The organism is Xanthomonas protegens (assembly GCF_038442435.1).
GTDB classification, from domain to species: Bacteria; Pseudomonadota; Gammaproteobacteria; order Xanthomonadales; family Xanthomonadaceae; genus Xanthomonas_A; species Xanthomonas_A sontii.
The window spans coordinates 92,287-118,454 of the sequence record NZ_JAQJCQ010000001.1; the positions used below are offsets into that span (position 1 = coordinate 92,287).

General features: G+C 68.1%; 25 protein-coding genes and 1 tRNA gene. 8 read left to right on the plus strand and 18 right to left on the minus strand.

All coding sequences use genetic code 11. From position 1 onward, the window contains the following. The first annotated feature begins 83 nt into the window (after window positions 1-83). Window positions 84-3,632: an Rne/Rng family ribonuclease gene (locus PIQ37_RS00410; protein WP_342071937.1), complete on the plus strand. Its 3,549-nt coding sequence runs from the start codon at window positions 84-86 to the stop codon at window positions 3,630-3,632. 621 nt (window positions 3,633-4,253) lie between these two features. Here PIQ37_RS00410 and PIQ37_RS00415 read toward each other — a convergent pair. Further along, on the minus strand, window positions 4,254-4,901 hold the full coding sequence (locus tag PIQ37_RS00415; RefSeq protein ID WP_342071938.1) for a response regulator: 648 nt from the start codon (window positions 4,899-4,901) through the stop codon (window positions 4,254-4,256). A gap of 461 nt (window positions 4,902-5,362) precedes the next feature. On the opposite strand from PIQ37_RS00415, the gene PIQ37_RS00420 reads away from it, so the two are divergent. Continuing rightward, window positions 5,363-5,830 (plus strand): GNAT family N-acetyltransferase, encoded by a 468-nt coding sequence (locus PIQ37_RS00420; protein WP_267087245.1) that lies wholly within the window; start codon window positions 5,363-5,365, stop codon window positions 5,828-5,830. A 195-nt stretch (window positions 5,831-6,025) separates the two neighbouring features. Here the strand turns inward: PIQ37_RS00420 and PIQ37_RS00425 are convergent, their stop codons facing one another. From PIQ37_RS00425 to PIQ37_RS00440, 4 genes are all read right to left on the minus strand, one after another. Further along, on the minus strand, window positions 6,026-6,943 hold the full coding sequence (locus PIQ37_RS00425) for an alpha/beta fold hydrolase (RefSeq protein ID WP_267083354.1): 918 nt from the start codon (window positions 6,941-6,943) through the stop codon (window positions 6,026-6,028). Beyond that, complete coding sequence (locus tag PIQ37_RS00430; protein ID WP_267096233.1) at window positions 6,940-7,305, minus strand: DUF1330 domain-containing protein; 366 nt, start codon at window positions 7,303-7,305, stop codon at window positions 6,940-6,942. The genes PIQ37_RS00425 and PIQ37_RS00430 overlap by 4 nt, the downstream gene beginning before the upstream one ends. Window positions 7,306-7,369: 64 nt before the next feature. Next, entirely contained in the window at window positions 7,370-8,029 is a 660-nt protein-coding gene (locus tag PIQ37_RS00435; RefSeq protein ID WP_170268181.1) for a DUF2239 family protein, read from the minus strand. Window positions 8,030-8,164: 135 nt separating this feature from the next. After that, window positions 8,165-9,352 (minus strand): DUF2252 domain-containing protein, encoded by a 1,188-nt coding sequence (locus PIQ37_RS00440; protein WP_267111896.1) that lies wholly within the window; start codon window positions 9,350-9,352, stop codon window positions 8,165-8,167. Window positions 9,353-9,700: 348 nt separating this feature from the next. Between PIQ37_RS00440 and PIQ37_RS00445 the strand changes: the two genes are divergently transcribed. Further along, window positions 9,701-10,279 carry a DUF3617 domain-containing protein gene (locus PIQ37_RS00445; protein WP_342071939.1) on the plus strand — a complete coding sequence of 193 codons (579 nt, stop codon included), beginning with the start codon at window positions 9,701-9,703 and terminating at the stop codon, window positions 10,277-10,279. A gap of 406 nt (window positions 10,280-10,685) precedes the next feature. On the opposite strand, the gene PIQ37_RS00450 is transcribed toward PIQ37_RS00445, so the two are convergent. The 8 genes from PIQ37_RS00450 to serS form a co-directional block, all read right to left on the minus strand. Continuing rightward, on the minus strand, window positions 10,686-11,990 hold the full coding sequence (locus PIQ37_RS00450) for a hypothetical protein (protein ID WP_342071940.1): 1,305 nt from the start codon (window positions 11,988-11,990) through the stop codon (window positions 10,686-10,688). Next, window positions 11,983-12,576 carry a hypothetical protein gene (locus PIQ37_RS00455; RefSeq protein WP_342071941.1) on the minus strand — a complete coding sequence of 198 codons (594 nt, stop codon included), beginning with the start codon at window positions 12,574-12,576 and terminating at the stop codon, window positions 11,983-11,985. Before PIQ37_RS00455 ends, PIQ37_RS00450 begins: the two co-directional genes overlap by 8 nt. Then, a complete protein-coding gene (locus tag PIQ37_RS00460; RefSeq protein ID WP_342071942.1) occupies window positions 12,563-13,141 on the minus strand; it encodes a hypothetical protein in 579 nt (192 codons plus the stop codon). Before PIQ37_RS00460 ends, PIQ37_RS00455 begins: the two co-directional genes overlap by 14 nt. Next, window positions 13,138-13,701 carry a hypothetical protein gene (locus PIQ37_RS00465; RefSeq protein ID WP_342071943.1) on the minus strand — a complete coding sequence of 188 codons (564 nt, stop codon included), beginning with the start codon at window positions 13,699-13,701 and terminating at the stop codon, window positions 13,138-13,140. The genes PIQ37_RS00460 and PIQ37_RS00465 overlap by 4 nt, the downstream gene beginning before the upstream one ends. Window positions 13,702-13,877: 176 nt before the next feature. After that, complete coding sequence (locus tag PIQ37_RS00470) at window positions 13,878-14,630, minus strand: hypothetical protein (RefSeq protein ID WP_342071944.1); 753 nt, start codon at window positions 14,628-14,630, stop codon at window positions 13,878-13,880. Window positions 14,631-14,731: 101 nt separating this feature from the next. Then, window positions 14,732-14,821: transfer RNA gene (locus PIQ37_RS00475), tRNA-Ser, on the minus strand. Window positions 14,822-15,034: 213 nt separating this feature from the next. Beyond that, window positions 15,035-16,024 (minus strand): LysR family transcriptional regulator, encoded by a 990-nt coding sequence (locus PIQ37_RS00480; protein WP_010342573.1) that lies wholly within the window; start codon window positions 16,022-16,024, stop codon window positions 15,035-15,037. Window positions 16,025-16,406: 382 nt separating this feature from the next. After that, window positions 16,407-17,687 carry a serine--tRNA ligase gene (gene serS, locus PIQ37_RS00485; protein WP_342071945.1) on the minus strand — a complete coding sequence of 427 codons (1,281 nt, stop codon included), beginning with the start codon at window positions 17,685-17,687 and terminating at the stop codon, window positions 16,407-16,409. Window positions 17,688-17,818: 131 nt separating this feature from the next. Between serS and PIQ37_RS00490 the strand changes: the two genes are divergently transcribed. Both PIQ37_RS00490 and PIQ37_RS00495 read left to right on the plus strand, forming a co-directional pair. Then, window positions 17,819-18,472: an energy transducer TonB gene (locus tag PIQ37_RS00490; RefSeq protein WP_342071946.1), complete on the plus strand. Its 654-nt coding sequence runs from the start codon at window positions 17,819-17,821 to the stop codon at window positions 18,470-18,472. Window positions 18,473-18,700: 228 nt separating this feature from the next. Then, window positions 18,701-18,838: a hypothetical protein gene (locus PIQ37_RS00495; RefSeq protein WP_342072432.1), complete on the plus strand. Its 138-nt coding sequence runs from the start codon at window positions 18,701-18,703 to the stop codon at window positions 18,836-18,838. A 66-nt stretch (window positions 18,839-18,904) separates the two neighbouring features. On the opposite strand, the gene aroA is transcribed toward PIQ37_RS00495, so the two are convergent. The 4 genes from aroA to serC all read right to left on the minus strand — a co-directional run bounded on the left by aroA (window position 18,905) and on the right by serC (window position 23,134). Next, a complete protein-coding gene (gene aroA, locus PIQ37_RS00500) occupies window positions 18,905-20,215 on the minus strand; it encodes a 3-phosphoshikimate 1-carboxyvinyltransferase (protein WP_342071947.1) in 1,311 nt (436 codons plus the stop codon). 101 nt (window positions 20,216-20,316) lie between these two features. Beyond that, window positions 20,317-20,517 (minus strand): hypothetical protein, encoded by a 201-nt coding sequence (locus PIQ37_RS00505; RefSeq protein ID WP_342071948.1) that lies wholly within the window; start codon window positions 20,515-20,517, stop codon window positions 20,317-20,319. Between the two features lie 303 nt (window positions 20,518-20,820). Next, a complete protein-coding gene (gene pheA, locus PIQ37_RS00510; RefSeq protein ID WP_017916069.1) occupies window positions 20,821-21,969 on the minus strand; it encodes a prephenate dehydratase in 1,149 nt (382 codons plus the stop codon). 79 nt (window positions 21,970-22,048) lie between these two features. After that, entirely contained in the window at window positions 22,049-23,134 is a 1,086-nt protein-coding gene (gene serC / locus PIQ37_RS00515; RefSeq protein ID WP_342071949.1) for a 3-phosphoserine/phosphohydroxythreonine transaminase, read from the minus strand. Window positions 23,135-23,288: 154 nt separating this feature from the next. Here serC and msrP point away from each other — a divergent pair, with 154 nt between their 5' ends. After that, window positions 23,289-24,257 carry a protein-methionine-sulfoxide reductase catalytic subunit MsrP gene (gene msrP, locus PIQ37_RS00520; protein WP_342071950.1) on the plus strand — a complete coding sequence of 323 codons (969 nt, stop codon included), beginning with the start codon at window positions 23,289-23,291 and terminating at the stop codon, window positions 24,255-24,257. 105 nt (window positions 24,258-24,362) lie between these two features. Further along, the gene (msrQ, locus tag PIQ37_RS00525) at window positions 24,363-24,992 is read left to right on the plus strand and encodes a protein-methionine-sulfoxide reductase heme-binding subunit MsrQ (RefSeq protein ID WP_043092131.1); all 630 of its coding nucleotides are present in this window, start codon (window positions 24,363-24,365) and stop codon (window positions 24,990-24,992) included. On the opposite strand, the gene PIQ37_RS00530 is transcribed toward msrQ, so the two are convergent. Further along, the gene (locus tag PIQ37_RS00530) at window positions 24,961-25,758 is read right to left on the minus strand and encodes an FHA domain-containing protein (RefSeq protein WP_342071951.1); all 798 of its coding nucleotides are present in this window, start codon (window positions 25,756-25,758) and stop codon (window positions 24,961-24,963) included. The genes msrQ and PIQ37_RS00530 overlap by 32 nt on opposite strands. Window positions 25,759-25,874: 116 nt before the next feature. On the opposite strand from PIQ37_RS00530, the gene PIQ37_RS00535 reads away from it, so the two are divergent. After that, window positions 25,875-26,150: a polyhydroxyalkanoic acid system family protein gene (locus tag PIQ37_RS00535; protein ID WP_342071952.1), complete on the plus strand. Its 276-nt coding sequence runs from the start codon at window positions 25,875-25,877 to the stop codon at window positions 26,148-26,150. Window positions 26,151-26,168: the final 18 nt, after the last annotated feature.

Below are 26,168 nucleotides of genomic sequence, written 5' to 3' on the forward strand. Positions count from 1 at the left end.
GCGCCTGCGCGATGGGCGACGAAGCGTGACCAGAAGCGAAACCCCATGGCGTTCCGCGCGGTAGCAGCGCGAGGAACGCAACAATGAAGCGAATGCTGATCAACGCCACGCAGGCAGAAGAACTGCGTGTGGCCATCGTGGACGGCCAGACCCTGTACGACATCGACATCGAGCAGCCGTCCAAGGAACAGAAGAAGTCCAACATCTACAAGGGCCGCATCACCCGGCTCGAACCCTCGCTGGAAGCGGCCTTCGTCGAATACGGCGGCGAGCGCCACGGCTTCCTGCCGCTGAAGGAAATCTCCCGCGATTACTTCCAGGCCGGCGTCGACCACAACAAGGCGACGATCCGCGAACTGCTGCGCGAGGGCCAGGAAGTCGTGGTCCAGGTGGACAAGGAAGAGCGCGGCAACAAGGGCGCGGCCCTGACCACGTTCATCTCCCTGGCCGGCCGCTACATGGTGCTGATGCCGAACTCGCCCAGCGCCGGCGGCGTCTCGCGCCGGATCGAGGGCGAGGACCGTGCCGCGCTGAAGGAAGCGCTGGACAAGCTGAACATCCCCGACGACATGGGCGTGATCATCCGCACCGCCGGCGTCGGCCGCGATGCCGAAGAGCTGCAGTGGGACCTGGACTACCTGCTGCAGGTGTGGAAGTCGATCGCCGAGGCCGCCCTGGCCAAGCCGGCGCCGTTCCTGATCTACCAGGAGTCGCGGCTGATCATCCGCGCTCTGCGCGACTACCTGCGCGCCGACATCGGCGAGATCCTGGTCGACACCGCCGAGATGTACGGCGACGCCCAGGAGTTCATGCAGCAGGTGATGCCGCAGAGCCTGCGCAAGCTCAAGCACTACACCGACGACATCCCGCTGTTCAACCGCTTCCAGATCGAGTCGCAGATCGAGGCCGCCTACGAGCGCAGCGTGCGCCTGCCCTCCGGCGGCTCCATCGTGGTCGACCAGACCGAAGCGCTGACCGCGGTGGACGTCAACTCCTCGCGCGCCACCAAGGGCAGCGACATCGAGGACACCGCGTTCCAGACCAACCTGGAGGCGGCCGAAGAGGTCGCGCGCCAGCTGCGCCTGCGCGACCTCGGCGGCCTGGTGGTGATCGACTTCATCGACATGGCCTCCAACAAGCACCAGCGCGAGGTCGAGAACCGCCTGCAGAACGCGCTCAAGTACGACCGCGCACGGGTGCAGATCGGCCGCATCTCGCGCTTCGGCCTGCTGGAGATGAGCCGCCAGCGCCTGCGTCCGTCGCTGGGCGAATCCAGCCAGATCGTCTGCCCGCGCTGCGACGGTCACGGCCGCATGCGCAGCGTCGAGTCGCTGTCGCTGTCGATCATCCGCGTCGCCGAAGAGCACGCGATGAAGGAGAACACCGGGCAGGTGCTGGTGCAGGCCCCGGTGGAGATCGCCAACTACCTGCTCAACGAGAAGCGCCGTGCGCTCAGCGAGATCGAGAAGCGCCACGACGCGCCGATCGTGATCGTCGCCGACGAGCAGCTGCACACCCCGCACTACGAAGTGACCCGCCTGCGCGAGAACGAGCTGGGCGAGGAAAGCACCAAGCCCAGCTACCAGCGCGGCACCCCGCGCAAGCTGCCGGTGCACGCGCTGACCAAGGCGCAGTTGAACATCCCGGCGCCTGCGGTGACCAATGTGAAGCACTCGCAGCCGGCCCCGGTGCGCGAAGTGGTCGAAGAACCCGTGGCCGCGCCGGCACCGGCGCCAGTGGTTGCGCCGGCCCCGGTCGCACCGCCGGCCACCGGCGTGGTCGGCTGGCTGAAGCGCATCTTCGGCGCCGGCGAGAGCCCGGCCCCGGCCCCGGCCGCCGCCGAGCCGGCACAGCGCCAGCGCCCGCAGGACGGCAATCGCAACCGCAACGACCGTGGCGATCGCAGCGACCGCAATGCGCGCCGCGACGGCAACCGCAATGGCGGCCAGGGCGGCAATGCCGCGCGTGGCAACGGCAACAACGGCGGCGGCAACGCGCGCCGCGACGAGCGCCGCGCCGGCAACGGCGCCGCCGCGCCGGCCGGGCAGCAGAACCAGCAGCCCAAGGCGCCGCGCAACGAACAGGCCACGCAGCAGCCCAAGCCGCAGCAGCAGCCGCAACAGCCCAAGCCGCCGAAGCAGCAGCAGCAGCCGCAGAACCCGCCGCGCCAGCCGAAGCCGCAGCAGGATCCGGCACAGGCCGCCGTACAGGGCGACAAGCCGCCGCGGCAGCCGCGCGCCGAGGAGGCCGTCGCCAGGCAGCAGGCCGCGCCCGCCGCCACCGCACCGGTGACCCCGGCGCAGGACGCCACCACCCTGGCCGCCGCCGCGGTCGCCGGTGGCGCGATCGCCGCGTCGCAGGAACCTGCTGCGGCCGTCGACGCTGCAGCCGCCGCACCGGTGCAGCCGGCGCAGACCGCGGCAGCAGCGAGCATCGATGAACGCGAAAGCGCCGCCGAAACCGCCCAGGCCGTGCCCGCCGGCGAAGGCGCCGAGGGCGAGGACGGTGCCGGCGACGCCGGCGGCCGCCGCCGTCGTGGCCGTCGCGGTGGCCGCCGCCGTCGCCGTGGCAATGGCGAAGCCGGTGCTGCCGGCGATGCCGCCGGCCTGGACGATGCCGACCTGGATGCCGGCGACAGCGACGGCGAAAGCGCGCCCGCGCCGAGCCGCAGCCAGCCGGAGTTCGACTTCGATGACGACGGCACCACCGATGCCGCTCCGGCCAAGCCGCAGCCGCCCGTGCAGGAAAAGCGCGAGCCGCAGGAGAAGCGCGAGCCGCGTCGCGAGCGTCCGGCTGCTGTCGGTGCACCGGCACCGGCCGACGACGCTGCCCAGGCCCCCGCGCCGATCGCCGCCGACCCCGTGCCTGCGCCGGCCACCGCACCGATGCAGCCGGCCGCCCCTGCCGAGGCCGCGACCGCATCGCCTGCGCCGACCGCGCCGGCCGCTGCAGCCCAGGGCGTCAGCGACGCCGCCGTGGCCCACGCCGACACCGTGGTCGCTGCCGCACCGGTAGCAGCCGCAGTCGCCGAGACCAAGCCGGTCGTGCAGGAAACTGTCGCCACCGAGCGCGCCGCGGCACCGGCCGAACCCGCAACGCCGGCCGTCGCGCCGCAGCCGCAGGCGGTCACCACCGCCGTCGAGCAGCCGACTGCCACCGCCGCCAAGGCGCCGGTCGCCGAGCCGGACGCGGCGGATGCCACGGCCACCGTCGAGGATCCGGCAAGCGTGACCACGCCGGCGGCAACCACCGTCGCGCCGAGCGCAGCGCCGGCCGTCACCGTCACGCCCACCGCTCCCGCGGAACCGCGTGCGGAAGACGCTGCCCCGGCCAAGCCGGCTTACGCACCGGTGCAGACCACCCTGCTCGACGCCTTCGCCGAGGCACCGGCGGCGGTTCCGCACAGTGGTGAGGCAGCGGCCGCAGCGTCGACCGAGGCCGCTTCGGTCACGCCGGTACGCGACGACACCGCAACGTCCATCGCTGCTCCGGCGACGCCGGCGCAGGCGGAGATCGCGGCTGTGGACGAGGCGGCGCGGAAGGAACGCGCTGCTGCCGCGGCGCAGTCCGCAGCGCCTGCGCCGCATGCCGCGGACAAGGCGGACAGCGACGAGCACAAGGATCGCGGCTGATCCCCGCCCCTGCCGTTGCAGCATGAAAGAAGCGGCCTTCGGGCCGCTTTTTTTGTGGGCGCCCGTCAAGCGCATCCATCGCTACGGCTCAAGACGATCGTCTGCACGCGCACTGTCTTTCGCGCGTCCCGTTCGGCGCAGCGGCAGGGGTTTCCCTTCCAAAGCCACGGCAAAACTCGTTTTGCCGTGGCTCAACGAGATACACCATCCCCTCGTAGGAGCGGCTTCAGCCGCGACGGGGCTTTCCCGATGCGCCGGTCGCGGCTGAAGCCGATCCTACGGAAACACGCGATGCGTGCAGTACGTGCTGCGCGGAACGCTGCGACCGAAGTGTTTTGAAGACCCACCACCCCATGCACGTCCGCGTCGTTGTGCGCTCGCTGCAGCCGCGAATGATGCATCGCGCAGAGCACGCAGTCCCTACTCCACGCTTTCGCCAAGTGATGCCGCGGCGATACCCAGCCAGTCAGACCGCGGCACGCGCCAATGCCGGGGGCGTCGGCGATACCCGCGGACGCGCGTTCGCAATCGATCCTCTGCGAACAATCCGTGCGTTGGCGCAAGCACAACGCAAAAGCGGCCCGAAGGCCGCTCTCCTGTCAGCTCGGCAGGCAACGCCGACTACAGCGGATGCGTCGGATCCAGCAAGCCGTATTGCGTGGCCAGGCGCGCCAGGGCGATGTTGTCCTGGATGCCGACCTTTTCGAACAGGCGCGCCTTGTGCGTGTTGACGGTCTTGGCGCTGAGGCTCAGGCGCTTGGCGATGTCTTCCTGGCGCAGGCCGCGGGTCAGCAGCAGGGCCACTTCCAGCTCACGCGGCGACAGTGTATCGAATGGCGAACCGCCGCCTTCCAGATTGGCCAGCGCCAGGTTCTGCGCGATGTTGGCGCCGAGATAGCGCTTGCCCATCGCCACGTCGCGGACCGCGCGCAGCAGTTCCTGCGCGTCGCCGGCCTTGCCGACATAGCCGGACGCACCGGCTTCCAGCAGGCGCTTGGGCAGCGGGCCGTCTTCCAGCACCGAGACGATGATGACCTTGGTGCCGTGGTCGCCCTTGACGATGCGCTCGGTGACTTCCAGCCCGCTGACGCCGGGCATGTGCAGATCGCACAGGACGATGTCCGGCTTCAGCTGCCGGATCTGCGGGAGCGCATTTTCACCGCTGTCGGCCTCGCCGACGATCTCGATATCCGTTTGATTCGACAGGATCAGCTTCATGCCCGTACGGACAAGAGCGTGATCATCGACCAGAAAAACCCTGATGGCCATCTCGTATAACCCCAACGCAGCGGATACCGCACCATCCAGACTATCTGCGTGAATTATTCAGGGCAATACGAATTCGTAGACAAACGACGACGCTTCACGGAGTGCTCATCTGCACTTCGCGAAACGTCATCGTGTCGTCATCAAAACCCTGCCGAGCTTACTCAAGGCTCGGCACGCAGGGTCGAGTGACCTGCCAGCGCTCTCCCCGTAAGGCGCGCGACGGTCCCTGCGTCAGGCCGGGGCCAGTATGCTGGTGCGGCGATAAAAGCGTTATCAGGACAATCCTGATCTCACGTCAGAATTATCTGACCCTCCCCCTTCCCGCTTCCGGACACCACCCCGCTGCGGTTCCCGGACAGGCCCGGCGAAATTTTCCGACACTCGCGTCGGAAATGGCCGATGCGACCTCTCCCACGCGGCGCAGCCACGACATGCCTGGCCGCCTGCGGCACACTGCCCGAGTGAACACGATCCGCCGCTATGTCATACAGGACCACGCCGCCTGCCTGGCGCTGTTCGACAGCAATGTCCCGCAGTTCTTCGATCGCAGCGAACGCGCCGGTTTCGACCGCTTCCTGCAGCACGACACCGGTGCCTGGCATTACCTGGTTATCGCCCGCGCCGGCGCGGTCGTGGCCTGCGGCGGCCACGCGCTGCGTGCCGACGGCCGCGTCGCCAGCTTCGGCTGGGGCATGGTCGACCGCCGCCTGCACCGCCAGGGCCTGGGCCGCGCACTGACGGAGGCCCGGATCGACGCCTGCCGCCGCAGCGCCGGCGTGACGCGGATCGAACTGGACACCAGCCAGCATACCCAGGCGTTCTACGCGCGCTTCGGCTTCGGCGTCGAACGCGTGATGACGGACGGCTATGGCCCGGGGCTGGACCGTTGGGACATGGCGCTGAACCTGGATCGCCTGCTCGCCTGCTGACTCCCCCCGGCCACCGGCATGCGCCAAGCTGCAGTGCGCTCGGCCATGGCGGCCCTTGGCCAGGACGAAAGCAGCAACATGCCCCGCTGCAGGCAAGGCCTGCGACCAGGACGAAAAAGCACACACGCAGGCGGCGCACTGCGCTCGGCGCATCCGATCGATGCACTGATCGCCGCCGCCCCCACGCACACTCCCTCAGCCGCGCGCCACCGCGCAGATCGCCTCGATCAGCAGGCGCTCGCAGCCGCGCGGCAGATCATGGCCCATGCCCGGCACGGGCAGATACCTGGCGCTGGGAATCGCGTGCGCCGTGTCCTCGCCACAGGCCGACAGGATCAAGGGATCGTCGCTGCCGTGAACGACCAACGTGGGCGCGGCGATGGTGGCCAAGCGCGCGCGCCGATCGCCGACCGTCGCGACAGCCGCCATCTGCCGTGCCGTGCCGCCCGTGCCACGGCAACGCGCCAGTTCCTGCAGCAGCAGCTTACGATGGGCTTGAGCATCGAACGGATACCGCCTGCCCGCGAGCCGGCGCGCGAACGCCAGACGCGCTCGCAGATAGCCGTCCAGATCGTGCGCGGGATCGGGTTCAGGCGCCAACATCAGCGCCATGACCTCCGGCGTCGCCTGTGGCAGCGCGGGGTTTCCCGTGCTCGACATGATCGAGGTGAGCGACAGCACCCGCTGCGGATAATCGCTTGCCAGTATCTGCGCGATCATGCCGCCCATCGAGCGTCCGACGATGTGCGCACGCGCCACGCCCAGCCCATCGAGCAGTCCGATCGCATCGCTGGCCATTGCGGCGAGCGTATACGGCGTCTCGGGCCGTCGCCCGGCCCGCAGTGCGGCGGCGAGTTCGGCGAAATCCGGCACTGCGCACGTGCTGAAGTGAGTGGAGGCACCGGCATCGCGGTTGTCGAAGCGGATGACGCGATAGCCCCTGGCTGCCAGCCCCGTGCAAAAGGAGCTGGTCCAACGAATCATCTGCGTCCCCAATCCGGAGATCAGCAGCACCGCCTCGGCATCGGCATCGCCCACGCTGTCCCATGCGATGTCGAGGCCTTCGACGCGTACGCGTTGTACAGTGCCGATCGCTCCAGCATCGCCGATCATCCGACAGAACACTCGGACAGTGGCAACAGGCGCGCGTCCTGCAGCGCCGCAGTGCGATGCCCAAGACCGGCGAGATACGCGGGATGGCTGGCGAAGCCGACGAACGCCGCCGGACTCGCTTGCCGGATCAGCATCGCCATGTCCCAGCGCTCGTCGTCGGGGCCGATCAGGAACGGACCGCCGCGACCGAGGAACAGCAGGTCGCCCCCGCTCGCGCGCAGGTGCGGCAACGTATGCCGGATGTAGCGATCGAACGCCTGCGCGCCGCTGATGGGCACGGCGGGTGCCAGTTGCGGATGCTGCGCGTAATCGGCAACCTCGCGAAATCGCAGCAGGTTGAGCATCACCAGCGACGCAGTCATGCCACGCTGCAGGAAGCGGCGACCGGCGTCCTGGGTCGGTTCGAGATAACGCGTGCGGCCCGGGTCATGCATGCGGCGCTCCAGATATGGGGGGCGAAGACGCGCCAGCGGGGGCGTCGAAGGCGAGGTGCAGCGCATATGCGCGGACATCCGCAGGCCAACCGGCGATGCGGTGTTCCAATGCGGCGCGATCGTCCGCAAAGAGTGCGCGCAGCGCCTCTTCGTAACCGGGCAAATCGCCGGCCAGCGCCTGCATGAAACGATATGCGCGCTCCTGCGCAGCGCGACGCTGCTGGCGTGGCTGCGTCGCCTTGCGGGCCTCGTCCACCAGCCGACGCAGCACGGCCGAGGCACCACCGGGCTGCGACGCCAGCCATTCCCATTGCCGCGGCAACAAGGTCACCTCGCGCGCGACGACCCCCAGCTTGGGGCGTCCGCGGCTTCTGCCGTGTCCCCCCGCGTCCGGCACGACGGCGGCGACGGCGCCAGAGCCGTCGCGTTCGGTGGCGGACGCCGGCGGTCTCGACCACCGTGCCAGAACCTCCGCATCGCTGCCCCGCACATCGAGATCGACGATGCCGCCGCTGGCGTCGTCGAAGATCAGCAGCGTCTCGCCCGCCAGTACCGCGCGCTTTGCAGCCAATGCGACCTCGCCCAGCGGCCCGGCCATCCACATGCGGTGGCCGGCGAAGGCGGTAGAGGGCATTTGCAGGGGATCGGGCATGGCAGACACGCTGGAAACGTTCGGCAATTTATACCCGGGTAAAATTCATCCGTCAACGACGTCCGCAGATCGCTTCGTTGGGTCGACACGCGCTGTCGAACGCGGCCCCGCTCCTTCGCCGCGCCGCATTCGTCCTCATGCGGCGAGCGCATAGCGACGGCAGTGCTCCAAATAGCCGGCCTCGTGGTGGCCGGCGAGCGCGACCACGCTCTCCCAGAGCCACGACGGTGCGTCGATGGCCTTGCGCCGATCGGCGTTCAGCAGTTCTAGCCACCCGGCGCGCGTCCGCGGCTTCATCTGCCGCGCATGCGCCTTGCCGACGACGAAGGCGAGATAGCGCGCCGAGCGCACCGCCTCGGCGTGATTGAACTGGTCGACTTCGAGTTTCAGATCGCGCGGCGAGAGTTCGCGAATGAACAGCGAGCGGCCCAGCAGATGTACCGGCAACATTCTGCTGCCCAGGTAGGGCGACAGCGCTCGCGCCGCGGCGGTCACGCGTTCGGCGTTGTCCGCCGGCATCCGCGCATCGGGCGCTGCCGGGGCGATCGGTGCGATCGCCTCCTTCAGATCGACCAGCGCATAGGACCAGTGGCCCTTGCCGGTCTTCAGGCCGACGATCGCCGCGTAGCGCAGCAGGCCGAGCGAACTGCAGCCCTTCATCCAGTACGCCGCATCGACCAGGCGCACCTCGCGATCCTTGGGCTTTCCCTTCAGCGACAGCACCATCTGCGCGACCGCCGGATCGGCGAACAGCCGCTCCAGCGCCTCGCGCTCTTCCGGCGCCAATGCCCAGAACTTCTCGCCCAGCGGAATGCGCGGCTCCACCGCCTGCAGACGCTCCTTGGCCAGATGCCGCCAGCGCCGGCCGAAGGCCTCGCGGCGGATGCTGCGCACGGTCTCGGGTTCGGCACCGGGGTGATCGCGGGTCGGATCCTCGATGGCGGCGCCATAGCCGTCGATCATCGCCTCCATCATCCGCGCCGTGGTGACACCGGGCAGGTCCGAGCCGCGTGCCGCGGTGGCCAGCGACAGGCCCAGGCGGATCAGATCGTGCGCGGGATTGCCGATCACGCCCTGGTCGAGGTCGCGGATCTGGATCTCGACGTGCCCCTCGCCGTCGGCGACCGGACCCAGGTTGCCGAGATGGCAGTCGCCGCAGATCCAGATCGCCGGCCCCATCGGCACGCGCCGCGCCGCCGGCGACGCCGCCAGCCATTCGTAGAACTTGAGCGTGTTGCCGCGGACATAGGCGTGGGCGGAGCGGGCCATCTTCAACGTGCGTTTGCGTTCGAGGATGACGGGGCGTTCGGCGAGGCTGGGCATCGAAGGTCGGACCTGGAGCGGATGGCGTGGGGGTCACGCGCGGCGGCGCCGACGCTAGCAGAGCCGAACGGAATGGTCCGTGCACGGCGCAGGTGCCTGGGCAACATACGCAATGATCGCGGGGATCGCGCGGCCACGCCCCGCATGCAAGCGCGGTGGTGGTGTGCGATTACGCGGGTTTCCCGCTTCTTCTGCCACCGACGCGCCTGCCTGCGTCGGTCGGATCCAGCCTCTCCGCTGCCTCCCGCGTGACCAGGCACGCGCCAACGGCAGCGCCCGGCGTCGACGTCATCTTAATCACGCCCCCGGCTATGCTCCGCGCACCTCACATAACTTAGGGAGAAGTTCATGCGTCTGACCATGCCGGCAACGGTTGCTGTGTGTGTGCTGCTCGCCGCCTGCAGCAAGGGTGGCGACAAGAACGGCGACAACGTCGCGATGTCCAACGCCTCGGTCGCCGACGTGGCCAAGGTGCAGGCGGCCAAGCTGCAGCCCGGCCAATGGGAGATGCGGGTCGAGCAAGTGAGCAGCGAGACCAGCGGCGGCTCCGGCAACATGCCGCAGATGCCGAAGGTGCCGCCGAGCACCGCCAAGGTCTGCCTCACCGCCGAGCAGATCAACGATCCCACCAGCCTCTTCGGCAGCGCCTCGCCGATGCAGAAGAACTGCGTGTACGACTCCTTCAGCATGAAGGACGGAAAGATCGACGCGAAGATGCATTGCACGATGGGCGACATCAAGGTCGCCGGCACGAGCACCGGCACCTTCAGTGCCACCGAGATGGCTTCCGAATCGCATTCCGAGATCACCGGCCTGCCGGGCGGCATGTCGATGAAGACGCACATGAAGATGGACGGCAAGCGCCTGGGCGAGTGCCAGCCGGGCGATATCAAGGCGGGCGACACCAAGGCACCGCCTGCCGGCTGAGTCAGTTTCTCCCGTCGGGGGAAATCAAGGGCACGCCACTCTGATTTCTTCCCTGGTCTGCAGCGCCGCGATGGTTCGCCATCGCGGCGCTTTTGTTGGCGCTGGTGCAGCGCGTCTTACCCGTGCAGGGCCTGGCAGCATGGATGTCATCGTCCTACGCGCGCTGCCACGATCGTCTCCAGTCGTCAGGGGCATGCGAGCACTGCACTGACCGCTGCATTTCGTTCTGTTTCACGCCGCACAGGGAAAGGTGACGAGCGCCAAGCGCGCGTCCGCCAGCGTGACGCAAAGGCCCGACCGTGCATTGACCGCCTGGGTGCACCTACTGTCCCACCATCTCCGCGTCGCGCCGATGCCAGGACATCCGCCAGGGCTGCGTCGTCACGTAACGACGCGATGCTCCGAACTACTTCAACGCCCGCCAGCTCCGCCCCGCACGGAAGGCGCGCTCGAGCGTCGCCGCGAGCAGGCAGATCTTCAGCGTCTGCGGCAGGATGCCATCGCCCGGATCGCTGGGCGTGCCCAGCACCACCGACAGCTGATTGGCGATCGTCTGCCACACCACCTGCGGGTGCGGGCCGATCAACCGGGTCAGTCCCATCCAGGCCCAGGCCGAGGCCCAGTCCAGGGCGCGATACAGCACGATCAGGGTGACCAGGGCCGCCAGCCCGGTGGCGCCGGCCAACTGCACGCTGTTGGCCGCAGCGCGATAGCGCGACACGGTGCCCGCCCAGAAATGGCCGATGAAGTCGCGCAACCACGTCGGCAGCTTCCGCCACAGCCCCAGCGTGCCGTCGACCTTGCTTGACCACTTGCCGGGCGCATTCAATTCGGCGTTGTGCACGTCGTAGCGGTAGATCAGCGCAGCCAATGCCAGCCAGACCACCGGCAACAAGGCCGAGAAGAAGATCACCACCAACGTGTCCGCCACGCCCGGCGGCGCCTGCTCCACCGCGCCCGGCAACGCGGCATGCGCGACACCGATGGGATGGCTGATGCCCTGCCACAGGTGCTGGCCGAGATCGGCGATGCGCAGATGCGCCAGCCAGCGGAACACGCCGCCCTTCCATTCGGTGAGCACGTACATGCCGACGAAGGTCCAGCCGGCCTCGCACAGCACGATCAGCACGTTCCACGCCGGATGCGCGCTGCGCTGCTTCTGTTTTTTCGCGCCGCGCCGGATCAGCCACAGCAACGCCACCGACGCCGCCAGCCACCAGCCGCCGGACACCTCGAACAGCGACCCGCGGTAGGTCGGACCGAACGGATTGAACTGCCCCAAGCCCTCGCGCCCGTAGGCACGGATCGTCTCGCCGAGGAAACCCCAGGCGGCGTAATAGGCGAAGAACGGCACCAGCGCCTGCGAAACGATCGCCGACAGGCGGCGCCAGCGCGCCCTGCCTTCGTCCTGTGCTGTCGTCGCGTCGGTCTGGTCAGCAAGCGCCGCACTGGCGATCCCGGGCAAGGCCGGGCGCAGCGTTTCGAACAGCAGGACGAAGATCACCAGCTTGACCAGCACCACCAGCGTCAGCGACAGCAAGCCGGCGAGCCGGTTCTGGTAGCCGATCCACACCGCGGCCTGCAGCAGCAGTTCGTTGAGCAACACGCCGGCCAGCGCCACGGCCAGCAGTTGCGGCAGGTAGCGACCCCAGAGCCGCAGCGTGTCGCCGATCAGTCCCAGCGGCCCACCACGCAGCGCCAACTCAGTCATGGCCTTGCCCCCGCGCGAAACGCAGATAGTGCGGGCGACCGCCGCGCGTGCTCACGGTGAGTTGCAGCTGCGCAGCCACCGCACGTGGCACCAGGTAGTAGCCATCGATCGCCAACGGCACGCCCGGCTTGGCCGCGGATACGGCCAATCCATCGCAGGCCACGCCGGGCGACTCGCCAGGCTTGGCCAGGGCACGCTGCAACAGGTCCGGTACGGTATCGATCGCAGACCAGGAGCGACTGGCACCGTCGACCAGCTTGAGCGTGCAATCGCTCCACTGCGCGCCGGATGCACCCGGCACCAGCGTCAGCCGCGTGCGCACGAACGTACGATCGGCGGGCAGTCCTGGCTCAAGCGGCAGCACATCGACCGACGCGAGCCGAACGGCGGCGCCGTCGTAGTCCACGGTCTGCGCCATCGCCACATCCACCGGCCGCCATTCGCGCGCATGCAACAGTTCCCGCACGTCGCGCCAGCCGATCGCGGCCATCGTGCACGGCACCAGCACCACCAATGCCGCCAGTGCAAGCCAGCGCATGCGCCGCTCGGAAGCGGCCGGAGCCACGTCGCGGTCAGAGGCGTGCATGCAGCGCATCCAGATCGAGCACATCGGTGACCGCCGCCGCGGGCGAGAGCGGCGGATAACGCACCTGCGCCTCGGCCGTCAGCTGCGGGTCGCGGTCTTCCGACAGCACCAGCGTGCCGCCGGCCCTGGCGAGCGCGGTCGGCAGTTCGAAGACCAGCACGTCCTTGCGCTCCAGCCCGGGCTGCAGCGTCTTGATCGACGACAACACCGCATCGCCCATCTCCGCGCGGGCGCTGGCGCGATAACGACGCCCATCGGGCGTCGCCCAGACCCGGCCGTACACGCGCGCGGTCGCGCGCGCGACCTTCGACCGCACCGGCACCACCAGCCACACGCCACCGCTGTCGCGCTGCTGCACCGCGCCCGCCGCCTTGAAGCGGATCGTGTGCGCGAGCTGCGGCGTGCCGGCGTCCACGGCCAGATTGTCGGTCTGCACCCAGCCGCCCGGCGCTCCGGACACCGCGATCGGGCCGGTGATGCGCTCATAGCGCGGCATCGTCCAGCGCATCCCGGCAAGCAGCACGAAGCCGAGCACCAGGATCGCGATGCCAGCCAGCCGCTTCACGGTTCACCCGCCTGTGCGCCGGCACGCGCTGCGCCAAGCGGCAGTTCCACGACCCCGACCGGATGCGGATCGGTCCACAGCGGCTGCGCGTAGAGATTGTCGAAGGCCTTGAAAGTCCTGGCGGTGACGTCGAAGCGCAGGCGCGCAGCCGTCTGCTCCGTCGCCGGATACGTCCACACCAGAGCGACCTGTTCCGGCAGGCCAGGTTGCAACTCGGTGGTCGCCGCACGATCGCGCAACAGATAGGCCGTCGGCCGCGCATCGGCACCGCGCGGCGGCGTCTTCAACGCCACTGCCTGCACCAGCGATCCGCTGGTCTGCGTGGTGCGATTGGTGGCCTGCAGATACAGCACGATCGCCTTGCGACCGTCGCGCGACACCACCTCGCCATCCGGTAACCGGTCGCTGCTCTCTACGTGATCGAAGCGCAGCGACCATTCGCCTGCGGCGACGTCCTTTCCGGCCTGCAGCGCGGGCGGCACCGGCGCCTCCTTGGCCTCGAACAAGCCGATGCCCCACCCCACCACGATCGCGGCAATGCCACCGATCCCGGCCAGCATCCGTGTCCGCCACTGTCCTAGAGACGCTTTGCTCGCCAAACCAGGTGACCCTTTTGGAAGCTCGAGGGGACGGTAGCACCGGGGCACGAGAAGTTACAACTTACGAAATGAATGAGAAATCCGGTGCCGATTTAGCGCAGGACGCGACTTCAAAGTCGCCATATTTTCTTCGAGACCTAGCAGCCATCAACTTGACGCGAAAAGCCATCGAGAGCCTTTACAGCCATATCGATATCATGACGATCTCGCCGCATACGTTCGATGACTTGCTTTAGAGGCTCCGATTGAGAAGACGAAAGTCCCACCGCCGAGTCCACAGTAGCAACTCCGACCTTTGGCTCGCCGGCGACTGAGCTAATCAAACCGGCATTCCTATTCATCACAACAGCATTAATTTCCGCATGACAAGAGGCTTTTAGCTTGTCACGCTGTGTCGCAATCAACTCCAGGATGGCCTGTCCAAAATCAAGCGCCTTATCTTGGGTCGGTATTACGCCCTTATGCACCACATCATTGCGAAACTGTACAAGTGATCCTGACAGCATCTTTGGAGGCTCCATAAAGCGAGCGGACCAAAGAGCAATGTAGGCTCCCAACTGGCGCTCAGACTTATCAGTGATTACCTTCCACGACGCATCGATCAGCGAGTGATCCAAGCCTCGCGCCAACAAAAGAACCCGAGCCGTGAACTCATAAAATCTTTCAAGACTTGCCGCAAATGATGTGATGGCCTCTCGATAATAGCCGTCGATTACAGCATTGGAAGCGATATGAAAAAGAACTTCAAAGGGATGCTCCTGAACGATGAAAACAATCCGATGCCCATTTCCACAAGTAACGCGATAAATACCTTGCTGATGAAAAGGCACATAGAGGAACCCATGTTTTCGCTCAGACGCGCACTCCAAACATGAGCAAATAAAATTCATCGCATCGATCCCAGGGATTCACTATTAAAAAGCTGTAAAATTGCAAATGAGCCAGAGTCACACCAGCAATCATGCGTCGCCATTTAATAAGTAACTGGAAATGGCGGAGAGAGTGGGATTCGAACCCACGGAAGGTTTGACCCTTCGCCGGTTTTCAAGACCGGTGCCTTAAACCGCTCGGCCATCTCTCCGTTTGCGAACGCAGCGGTACTACGGAAGAGCATCGCAGCCGCTTGAAGCACAACGCCGCGGAAGCGCGACGCTGCAGTGCCTGTCCCGCTCGACGCGGTCGGTGCCGCCGACGGCCCCACATGCACCCCGAACCCAAACCCACCAGCACGGGCGCGCATTTTTGCACGCCCGCAGCAGTTTTGCTCGACCGACGTGCTAGGCCGGCGTCTGGATCAACCCGCCTCGACCGCCATCGCGCCCAGGGTCGAGTGGCGGGCCTTGGTACGTTCGGGGCAGTTGCCGCCGCAGTCCAGGCGCGAGGCCTCGATCTGGCGCGGCAGGTGTTCGGCGAGGAAGTCGATGAACACGCGCACCGCTGGCAGCAGGCCGCGGCGCGAGGCGAACACGGCGTGGCAGATGCCCTGCGGCAGCGACCATTCCGGCAGCACCACTTCCAGTTCGCCGTTGCGCACGGCTTCGGCGCAAACGGTCTCGGGCAGCAGGGTGATGCCGAAGCCGTCCTTGACCATGGACTGCAGCAGCGGGAAGTCGAAGCCGGCCACGCGCGGCTGCAGGTCGACGCGCCGTACTTCGCCGGCCGGGCCGTGCAGTTCCCAGCGCTGCCGGGCTTCGTCCTCACTGATGCTGAGGGTGACGTGCGAGGTCAGTTCCTCGGGGTCCTTGGGGCGGCCGGCGCGATCCAGGTACTTGGGGCTGGCGACCAGCAGTTCCTGCACCTGGCCGAAGCTGCGCATCACCAGGCTGCCGTCGTCGTCCAGGCGCGAGCGCACGCGCAGGGCGACGTCGTAGCCTTCGTTGATGATGTCGACGCGGCGGTTGCTGATGTTCAGTTGCAGCCGCACCTTGGGGTACTGGTCCAGGAACATCGGCAACAGCTTGGGCAGCTGCATCTGCGCCAGCGACACCGGCACGCTCACCCGCACCAGCCCGCGCGGCTCGGCACTGAGCCGGTCGACCACTTCGCGCGCGGCCTGCGCCTCGGCCAGCATGGTCTGGGCGTGGCGGTGCACGCTCATGCCCAGGTCGGTGACGGCGAAACGGCGGGTGGAGCGCTGCAGCAGGCGCACGCCCAGGTCGCTCTCCAGCTGGCTGATGCGGCGGCTCAGGCGCGACTTGGGGATGCCCAGGGCGCGCTCGGCGGCGGCGAACCCGCCGTGGTCGACCACCATGGCGAAGTAGTACAGATCGTTGAGGTCGTGCATGTTCTTTCGATATTTAGAACGATGGGGACAATCGGATCCGGTTCATTCTACTCCTACAACGATTTGCGCTGCAGGGACGCCGGTCGCGCTCGCGCGGTGGCTCAGGCACGGATGTAGACGCGCGCAGGGTAACCCCGGCCGGGCTAGCGCGAAGTGACGGGGACGGGAGTTCGGCGCACGCGGAACGCCGCCGCGGCGCTGCTGCAGTGGCCACTCCAAGCGAACGCCCTGCCCCATCCGGGCCGAAGCCCCACTTGTGGCGCAAGGCGGGGCACTGCCCGCATCAGGACAATTTGCCTGAGCGCAGGGACGGACAGAAGAGCGTCGCCGCCGCAACGGCGACGCGAGGCGCGCCCGGGGCGGACACCCCGGGCCCGAGCGATCAGCCGATCCGCTCGGCCCCGCCCATGTAAGGGCGCAGCGCGTCGGGCACGGTGATCGAGCCGTCGGCGTTCTGGTAGTTCTCCATCACCGCGATCATGGCGCGGCCGACCGCGGTGCCGGAGCCGTTGAGCGTGTGCAGCAGTTCGGGCTTGCCGGTGGCCGGGTTGCGCCAGCGCGCCTGCATGCGCCGCGCCTGGAAATCGCCGCAGTTGGAGCAGGAGGAGATCTCGCGATAGGTCTGCTGCGACGGCAGCCAGACTTCCAGGTCGTAGGTCTTGCTGGCCGAGAAGCCCATGTCGCCGGTGCACAGCAGCATCTTGCGGTACGGCAGGCCAAGCGTCTCCAGCACCACTTCGGCACAACGGGTCATGCGCTCGTGTTCGGCGGCGCTGTCCTCCGGGCGGCACACGCTGACCAGTTCCACCTTCTCGAACTGGTGCTGGCGGATCATGCCGCGGGTGTCGCGGCCGCCGCTGCCGGCCTCGGAACGGAAGCACAGCGAGTGCGCGGTCATGCGCAACGGCAGGCGCTCGGCCTCGACGATCTCGTCGCGCACCAGGTTGGTCAGCGAGATTTCCGAGGTGGAGATCAGGTAGCGCTTCTGTTCGCCCAGCGCGGTGGCGAACATGTCTTCCTCGAACTTCGGCAACTGGCCGGTGCCGTACAGGCTGTCGGCGTTGACGATCACCGGCACGTTGGTTTCCTGGTAGGCATGCGGGCCGGTGTGCAGGTCCAGCATGAACTGCGCCAGGGCGCGGTGCAGACGCGCGATCGGCCCGCGCAGCACGGTGAAGCGCGCGCCCGACAGCTTGGCCGCCGACTCGCCGTCCAGCCAGCCGTGGCGCGCGCCGAGTTCGACGTGGTCCTTGACCTCGAAATCGAAGCTGCGCGGGGTGCCCCAGCGCTGCAGTTCGACATTGTCGGCCTCGTCCTTGCCGGCGGGCACGTCGGCCTGCGGCAGGTTGGGAATCTCCAGCGCCAGCGTCTCCAGCTGCGCGCGGATCTCGTCCAGGCGCTGCTCGGAGGCCTTCAGCTCGTCGCCGAAGCCGGCCACTTCGGCCATCAGCGCACTTGCATCCTCGCCCTTGGCCTTGGCCTGGCCGATCGCCTTGGAACGGCTGTTGCGCAGGCTCTGCAGTTCCTGGGTCCGCACCTGGATGCGCTTGCGGTCGGCCTCCAGGGCCTCCAGGGCGGCCACGTCCAGCGCATATCCGCGGCTGGTGCGCAGGCGCTCGGCGAGGTCGGCGGGCTGTTGGCGAAGCAGAGCGGGATCGAGCATGGGCGCGGGGTGCCAGGGGAACGAACCCGGGATTATCGCCTGTCCGTCGCGGTTTTGCCGACTCGCGCCCGCCGCGGCGCGCGATTCACCGCGGCTATGCCAGAATCGAACGGTTCCCTACGGTGAGTCCCATGTCCACGTCGCCCTCGTCCTCCAAGTCCGGCATCGTGCTGCATCTGCCGCGGCGCCTGCTCGCGATCGTCGGCATCGCCTTCGCCGCCGGCCTGCTGCTGTTCCTGGTGGTGTGGCTGGTCGGACGCAAGGACAACGATTTCTACAAGCCGCAGCCGGCGCAGGTGCAGCAGGAAACCGAACAGGTGAAGCCGCTGCCCGAGCCACTGCCCGCCGGCAGCGCCGCCAGCAGCATGCCGCAGGCCAAGCCCGCGCCCGCCGGCGACGCGCCGAAGCTGGTGGAGACCGCACCGGCGCCGCCGCCGACCACGGAAGCGCCGGCGCCGGCCGCAGGCGGCGATGCCGCCGGCAACACGGCCACCGCGCTGGCACCGGGCAACCGCCCGGTGCCGCTGGAAGGGCAGACCCCGCCACCGCGCTATCCCCCGGCGGCGCTGCGCCGTGGCGATGCCGGCACGGTGGTGGTGCGGGTCGAGGTCGATGCCAGCGGCGCGCCCGCCGGCGTGGCCCTGCTCCGCCGCAGCGGCTCGCGCGATCTGGACCGCGCGGCGATGGAAACCGTGCGCCGCTGGAAATTCCGCCCGGCGCAACAGAACGGCCGTGCGGTGCCGGCCAGCATCGAGATTCCGTTCGACTTCAAGCCGGGTCCGTAACTGAACCGCCGCCCGGACACGCGGGCGGCGTTCACATGGGGGTGACACCCCCGAGGCGGGTCCTGGGTGACACTGGACCCGTCCCACGGCACCGGAGTTGCCGCCATGCCCACCCCGTACAAGTCGACACAGCCGCTGGACGCGTGGAAGCGCCCCGCCCGCCCGTCGTCTGCGCGTAGGGAAGCACATGCGCGGGCCGATCGCGGGTCGCCGTGGGCCTGGATGATCGTGATCGCACTGGCTCTGGCGGTGGCCGGCTGGTGGCTGGCGGTGGACCGCGACGACGACGGCAGCGGCTCCCGTGCTACCCAGGCGACACCGTCGACACCCGCCAACGACCCGCCGCGTCCGCAGCCGACGCACTGACGTTCCGAAACCAGACTTGCCTCTTCCGCCGGCCGCGCTTGCACGCGGCCGGTGCTGCGCAGGCGGTCAGGCGGTGCGCAACGCGAAGCCGGCGCCGCGCGCCAGCGTGTCGAAACCCGGGAACGACGTCGCCACGTTCGCCACGTCCTGGATCCGCACCTCGCCTTGCGCCAACTGCCCGGCGATGGCGAAGGCCATGGCGATGCGATGGTCGCCGTGGCTCTCGATGGTCCCGGCACCCAGCGTGCCGCCGTGGATGGTGGCGCCGTCCGGGGTCTCATCGACGACGATGCCGAGGCTGCGCAGCCCGGTGGCCATCGCCGCCAGGCGGTCCGACTCCTTGACCCGCAGCTCCGCCGCGCCACTGACCACGGTCTGCCCTTCGGCCGCGGCGGCAGCGACGAACAGCGCCGGGAACTCGTCGATCATGTCCGGCACCACGCTCTCGGGAATCGTCGCGCCGCGCAGCGCCGCGTAGCGCACCCGCAGGTCGGCGACCGGCTCGCCGCCGTGCTCGCTGTGGTTGTGCTCGACGATGTCCGCGCCCATCAAGCGCAGCGCAGCCAGCAGACCGGTGCGGCGCGGATTGAGCCCGACCGCCTTCAGGGTGATGTCCGAGCCGGGAATGATGCTGGCAGCGACGATGAAGAACGCCGCCGAGGAGAAGTCCGCCGGCACCGCGATATCGGTGGCGCGCAGACGCTGGCCGCCGCGCAGGCGCGCCTGGCCGGGCGCGAACTCGATCTCCACGCCGAACGCGGACAGCATGCGCTCGGTGTAGTCGCGTGTGGGATGCGGCTCCTGCACCGTGGTGACACCGTCGGCATACAGACCGGCCAGCAGCACCGCCGACTTGACCTGGGCGCTGGCCACTGGCGAGACGAAGTCGATGCCGCGCAGCGGCTGGCCGCCGTGGATGCGCAGCGGCGGCACGCCATTGGCCTCGGTGTCGATGCGCGCGCCCATCAGCGCCAGCGGCTCGGTCACCCGCCGCATCGGCCGCTTGGACAGCGACGCATCGCCGACCAGCACGCTATCGAACGGCTGCGCCGCGAGCAGACCGGCGAGCAGACGCATGCCGGTGCCGGCGTTACCGCAATCCAGCTCGCCCTGTGGCGCCTGCAACCCATCCACGCCCACGCCATGCACGACACGCTGCGACGGCGACGGCGTCTCGATCCGCACCCCGAGCCGCGCGAAGATCGCCGCCGTCGAACGCGTGTCCTCGCCCTCGAGAAACCCCTCGATCCGCGACGTGCCATCGGCCAACGCCGCGAACATCACCGCCCGGTGCGACACCGACTTGTCCCCCGGCACCGTCAGCGTGCCCTGCAGCGCAGTGCCGCGCGTTGCGATCCAGCCTTGCTCGTTGCTCATTATCGTTCCTGAAAGTCCAACCACCCGAAGATCCACTACCACCCGGCGACATCGGCGCCGCTACAGCGCGCTTGCGCTGCTGCCACGACGCTTACACCAAGTCAGCCACCGCCGTTGCTCTTGCTGTTGCTCTTGCTGTTGCTCTTGCTGTTGCTCTTGCTCTTGCTCTTGCTGTTGTTCCTGCTGTTGCCGTTGTTCTTGCTTTCGCTGTTGCTCTCAATCCCCCGTGAGGGCTGGCGGACACGGCGGGTAAAACCCCGCGAGGGGCGGCGCGCAGGATGCGCGTCGTTTTCGGCAGGCACATGGATGTGCCTTCCGAAAATTCCCGTCGTGTCCGCGGACCCCGCGCGCAGCGCGGGGCAGCCCGCCCGGGGGTGTGTTTCTTTTGGTTACTTTTCTTTGCACAAGCAAAGAAAAGTAACTCGCGCGCAAGCGCGAAAGCTGTTGCCGTTAGCTGTTGCCGTTAAAGCTGTTGCTATTGAAAAAAGAGTTCATTTCCCCGAGAACGCCCCGTCGCGGCTGAAGCCGCTCCTACAACAGATGTACATCTCCTCGTGGCCAAAGCGCCCCGCCACGGTCAGAGCCGAAACAACAGCGCAACCACCTCAAGGCACCGCCACCGGATACGACCCCAACACCTTGATCTGCGCCGAATGCGCCTTCAACTCCGCCAACGCCAACTTCATCGCCTCATCCTCCACATGCCCCGCCAGATCGATGAAGAACCCGTACTCCCACTTCGCCTGATGCGACGGCCGCGACTCGATCCGATTCATGCTGATCCCATGCCGCGCGAACGGACTGAGCACATCGAACAACGCACCCGGCTTGTCGTGGATGAACACCAGCACCGACGTGCGATCGTGCCCCGACGGCGGGAAGATCTGCCGCCCGATCACCAGGAAGCGCGTCGTGTTGTCCGCGTCGTCCTCGATCGACTTCATGATCACCTTCTTCAGCGCGTACACATGCGCCGCACTCTCCCCGCCGATCGCCGCCGCATCGTCGGCATTGCGCGCCCGGCGCGCGCCCTCGGCGTTGCTGGAGACCGGAATCTTCTCCACCTTGGGCAGGTTCGCGCGCAGCCAGCCGGCGGTCTGCGCGAACGACTGCGGATGCGCATAGATCCGCTCGATCGCGTCCAGCCGCCCGCTGCGCGAGAGCAGGAACTGGTGCACGCGCAACTCGGTCTCGCCGCAGATCTTCAGGTTGGACGTGAGGAACATGTCCAGGGTGACCTGGATCGTGCCCTGCCCGGAGTTCTCCACCGGCACCACGCCGAAGTCGGCGTTGCCGCTTTCCACTTCCTGGAACACTTCCTCGATCGTGGCCATCGGCAGGCCCACCGCCGAGCGGCCGAAGTGCTTGAGCACCGCCTGCTGGCTGAAGGTGCCCTCCGGCCCCAGGTAGCCGATCTTCAGCGGCTCCTGCTGCGCCAGGCACGCGGACATGATCTCGCGGAACACGTGCACCAGCACTTCGTCGCTGAGCGGGCCCTGGTTGCGGTCCACCACCATGCGCAGCACCTGCGCCTCGCGCTCGGGCCGGTAGTAGTCCACCGCCGCGGCAAGCTTGCCCTTGGCCTTGCCGACCTGGTGCGCGAACTGCGCACGCTCGGCGATCAACGCCTGGATGGTGCGGTCGATCTCGTCGATCTTGGCGCGCACATCGGCCAGGGCCGGCGTGGCAGCGGGTTTCGCGGACTTGGCCGGCTTGGCGTCGGCGGCGGGGGATTTCTTAGGCTTTGCGGCCATGGATCGGGGGTTCCTCGGTGGTCCGGATCGCCGGCGCGATCCGGTCGCGGCTGAAGCCGCTCCTACAAAAATCGGCGACTCAGCCGTGGCGCTGCTGGAAGTCGTGCATGAACGCGACCAGCGCCTGCGCGCCGGCCAGGGGCATGGCGTTGTACAGCGACGCGCGGATGCCGCCGACCGCCTTGTGGCCCTTCAGCGCCAGCAGGCCGGCCGCCTTGGACTCGGCGACGAAGCGCGTGGTCAGCGTCTCGTCCGGCAGGAAGAACGGGATGTTCATCCGCGAGCGCACCGCCGCCGCGACGTCGTTGCGGTAGAAACCGCCGGAGGCGTCGATCGCCGCATACACCAGCGCCGACTTGGCCTGGTTGCGCGCGGCGAACGCCTCCACGCCGCCCTCGGCCAGCATCCACTTGAACACCAGCCCGGCCAGGTACCAGTTCCAGGTCGGCGGGGTGTTGAGCATGGAGTCGCGCGCCACGTGCGAGCGGTAGTCGAAGATGTCCGCGCGCGGTTGGCCGGCGCGTTCGAGCAAGTCGCGGCGGATGATCACCACCGTGACGCCGACCGGGCCGAGGTTCTTCTGCGCGCCGGCATAGATCAGCGCGTACCTGGACACATCGATCGGCTCGGAGGCGATGCTGGAGCTGAAGTCGGCGAACAGCGGCACGTCGCCGACGTCCGGCGTGTCGCGGAACTCCACGCCGTGGATGGTCTCGTTGGCGGTGATGTGCACGTAGGCGGCATCGTCGCGCAACTGCCAGGCGGCGCGCGGCGGGATGTCGCGGAAGCCGTCGGCCTCGCTGCTGGCGGCCACGTGCACGTCGACGTACGGCCCGACCTGCTTGATCGCGGTCTTGCCCCAGTGCCCGGTCACCACGTAGTCGACGGTCTGCCCGGGCGCGGCGAAGTTCAGCGCCAGCAGCGCCTGCTGGGTGGTGGCGCCACCGGCCAGGAACAGCACCGCATAGTCGTCGGGAATGCCGATCAGCCGGCGCAGGTCGGCGTCGGCCTGCGCCGCCACTTCCATGAACTCGGCACCGCGGTGGCTCAGCTCCACGATCGAGGCGCCCACGCCGTTCCACTCCAACATCTCCGCCTGCGCCTGGCGCAGGACCGATTCCGGCAAGGCAGCGGGGCCGGCACTGAAATTGAACGCGCGCGTCATGGGGCACCTATCGGACAGGACCCCTAGTATGCCGCAGCGCAACAGCTTGCGGCCCGGGCAATTTAGGTTGCATTTGCATCCATTCGCCCTGCGCATGCGTAGTCTGTGTTGAAGTCCCCGCCACTGCTCGCCCCCTTCGCTCCAGGAGTCCGCCATGTCGTTGCACGATGCCCTCACCGTCCCCAGCCGCGATATCACCGACGAGGCGGTCTACCGCGACCGGCGGCGCCTGCTGCAGGCCCTGGCGCTGACCCCGCTGTCCGGCCTGGTCGGCTGCGCCGACGCCGAGCCGCCGGCCCCGCCGAAGACCGTGGTGACGCCGGAGCAGGCACGCAGCGGGTTCCGCACCAACGAGGAGCTGACCCGCTACGAGGACGTGACCAGCTACAACAACTTCTACGAGTTCGGCACCGACAAGACCGATCCGTCCAAGGCGGCCAAGACCCTGCGCACCTCGCCGTGGTCGGTGAAGGTCTCCGGCGAATGCGAGAAGCCCGGCACGCTGTCCCTGGACGACCTGCTCAAGGGCCATACGCCCGAGGAGCGGATCTACCGGCTGCGCTGCGTGGAAGGCTGGTCGATGGTGATCCCGTGGCTGGGCGTGCCGCTGGGCGACGTGCTCAAGCGCTTCGCGCCGACCTCCAAGGCCAAGTACGTCGCCTTCACCACCCTGGCCGATCCGCAGCAGATGCCCGGCATCCGCTACAGCTCGATCGACTGGCCGTACAAGGAAGGCCTGCGCATCGACGAGGCCATGCACCCGCTGACCCTGCTCGCCACCGGCCTGTACGGCAAGCCGCTGCCGCAGCAGAACGGCGCGCCGCTGCGGCTGGTGGTGCCGTGGAAGTACGGCTTCAAGAGCATCAAGTCGATCGTCGAGATCCGCTTCGTCGAGCGCATGCCGGAAACCGCCTGGCACGAGCTGCAACCCTCCGAGTACGGGTTCTTCTCCAACGTCAATCCGGCGGTGGACCACCCGCGCTGGAGCCAGAAGACCGAGCGCCGCATCGCCGGCAAGGCCAGCAAGCTGTTCGCCGAACGCATTCCCACCCGCCCGTTCAACGGCTATGCCGACCAGGTGGCGTCGCTGTATGCGGGGATGGATCTGAAGAAATGGTATTGAGCCGGGATTGGGGATTCGGGAGTGGGGATTCGTCGAGCGGTCGCTGCGCGCGGCGGGTTTGCGCGTCCTCCCTGGCATCGTTGGCGCGCATTGGTTTGAGACTGCATGGCTAAGACCTCCGCTTCGTTGATCGCTGCCAAGGCGGTGGTGCATGCGCTGGCGCTGGCGCCGATGGCGTACCTGGGCTGGCAGTTCTGGCAGGTGTGGCAGACCGGCAGCGATGCGCTCGGTGCCGATCCGGTGGCCGAGGTCGAGCACCGCACCGGGCTGTGGGCGCTGCGGCTGTTGCTGCTGACCCTGGCGATCACGCCGCTGCGGCAGTTGACCGGGCAATCGGTGCTGCTGCGTTTCCGGCGCATGCTCGGGCTGTACGCGTTCTTCTACGCGACCGTGCATCTGGCGGCCTATCTGGGGCTGGACCTGCGCGGCTACTGGACGCAGATCTTCGAGGAGATCGTCAAACGCCCGTACATCACCGTCGGTTTCCTCGCCTGGCTGCTACTAGTGCCGCTGGCGATCACCTCCACCCAGGGCTGGATGCGCCGGCTCAAGCGCAACTGGGGCAAGCTGCACAAGGCGATCTACGCGATCGGCGTGCTCGCCGTGCTGCACTTCTGGTGGCTGGTTAAATCGGACATCCGCGAACCGCTGCTGTACGCGGCGATCCTGGCGGTGCTGCTGGGCTGGCGCGGCTGGCGGGCGCTCAGCGCGCGCCGAACCACAGCAGGCCGCTGAGCGCGGCGGCCAGCAGCAAGGCGCTGAGCAACAGCCACGGCCAGCGCCGCGCGGTGGCCGGGCGCGGCGCCACCGCCGAGGTCAACGCCAACGCGGCCAAGGCCTGGTCGTCGCGCAGCGGCTCGGCACCGACGACCTGCGGCACTTCCAGCACGAACCGGTGCTGGGCATCGAACACCACCTGGTCGCCGGGCTGCAGCCAGCAGCTGCGCACGGCGACGCCGTTGACCTGGGTCTGCGCATCGCCGAAGCCGCGCAGCAACACCCGCTCGCCATGCCGTTCCAGGCGCGCATGCTGCTCGGCGCAGGCCGGATCGTCGATGCGGATGTCGCACTCGCGCAGGCGGCCGATGCTGCGTACGCGGTCCACGGTGAAACTGCGGCCATGGTGCGGACCGCCGACGCCGCGCAGCACCAGGCGCGGATCGTCGTGCTCGGCCTCGCTGACCTCGGGCAGCCGCTGCAGCGGCTCGCACTTGCCCTGCACCACCATTTCGACGCCGTCGGCGTAGACCGCGTCGCCGGCGCGCAGCAGGGCCATGCGCCGCACCGGGCGGCCGTTCACGTGGATGCCGCGGCTGCCATTGGCGACCTGCAGCCACAGGCCGCGCCGGTCCAGGCAGAACTGCGCCAGCAGCAACGCGCCCTGGGTGTCGTCGACCACGCTGACCTGGCCGGAGGCCAGCCGCACGATGCGATGCACGCCCGCGCGCAGGGGCCGGTCGGGATGTTGGCGGTTGCTGAAATGGACTTGCAGATCGAGCACGGCGGGCAGCCTAGCAGGTTGCCTGCGCGTGCAGAAGCGCGCGTGCTGGACAATGCACCGCGCATACGCACAATGCCTGATCGTTCACGCGGGCACCCGCCCGTACAGGAGCCAGCATGTCCAGCATCGACATCCGCCACGACCACACCAAGACCCCCGCGCAGGCCCGCAAGGCCATCGAAACCGCCGCCAAGAAACTGTCCGAGCGCTTCGACCTGGAATCGCACTGGGATGGCGATTCCCTGCTGTTCTCGCGCTCGGGCGTGGACGGACGCATCGAACTGCTGCCAAAGCAGGTGCACGTCACCGCCGAACTGGGCTTCCTGCTCTCGGCGATGAAGGGCACGGTGGAAAGCGAGATCCGTCGCGTGCTGGCGGAGAAGCTGGCGTAAGTGGATCTAGCCCCCTCC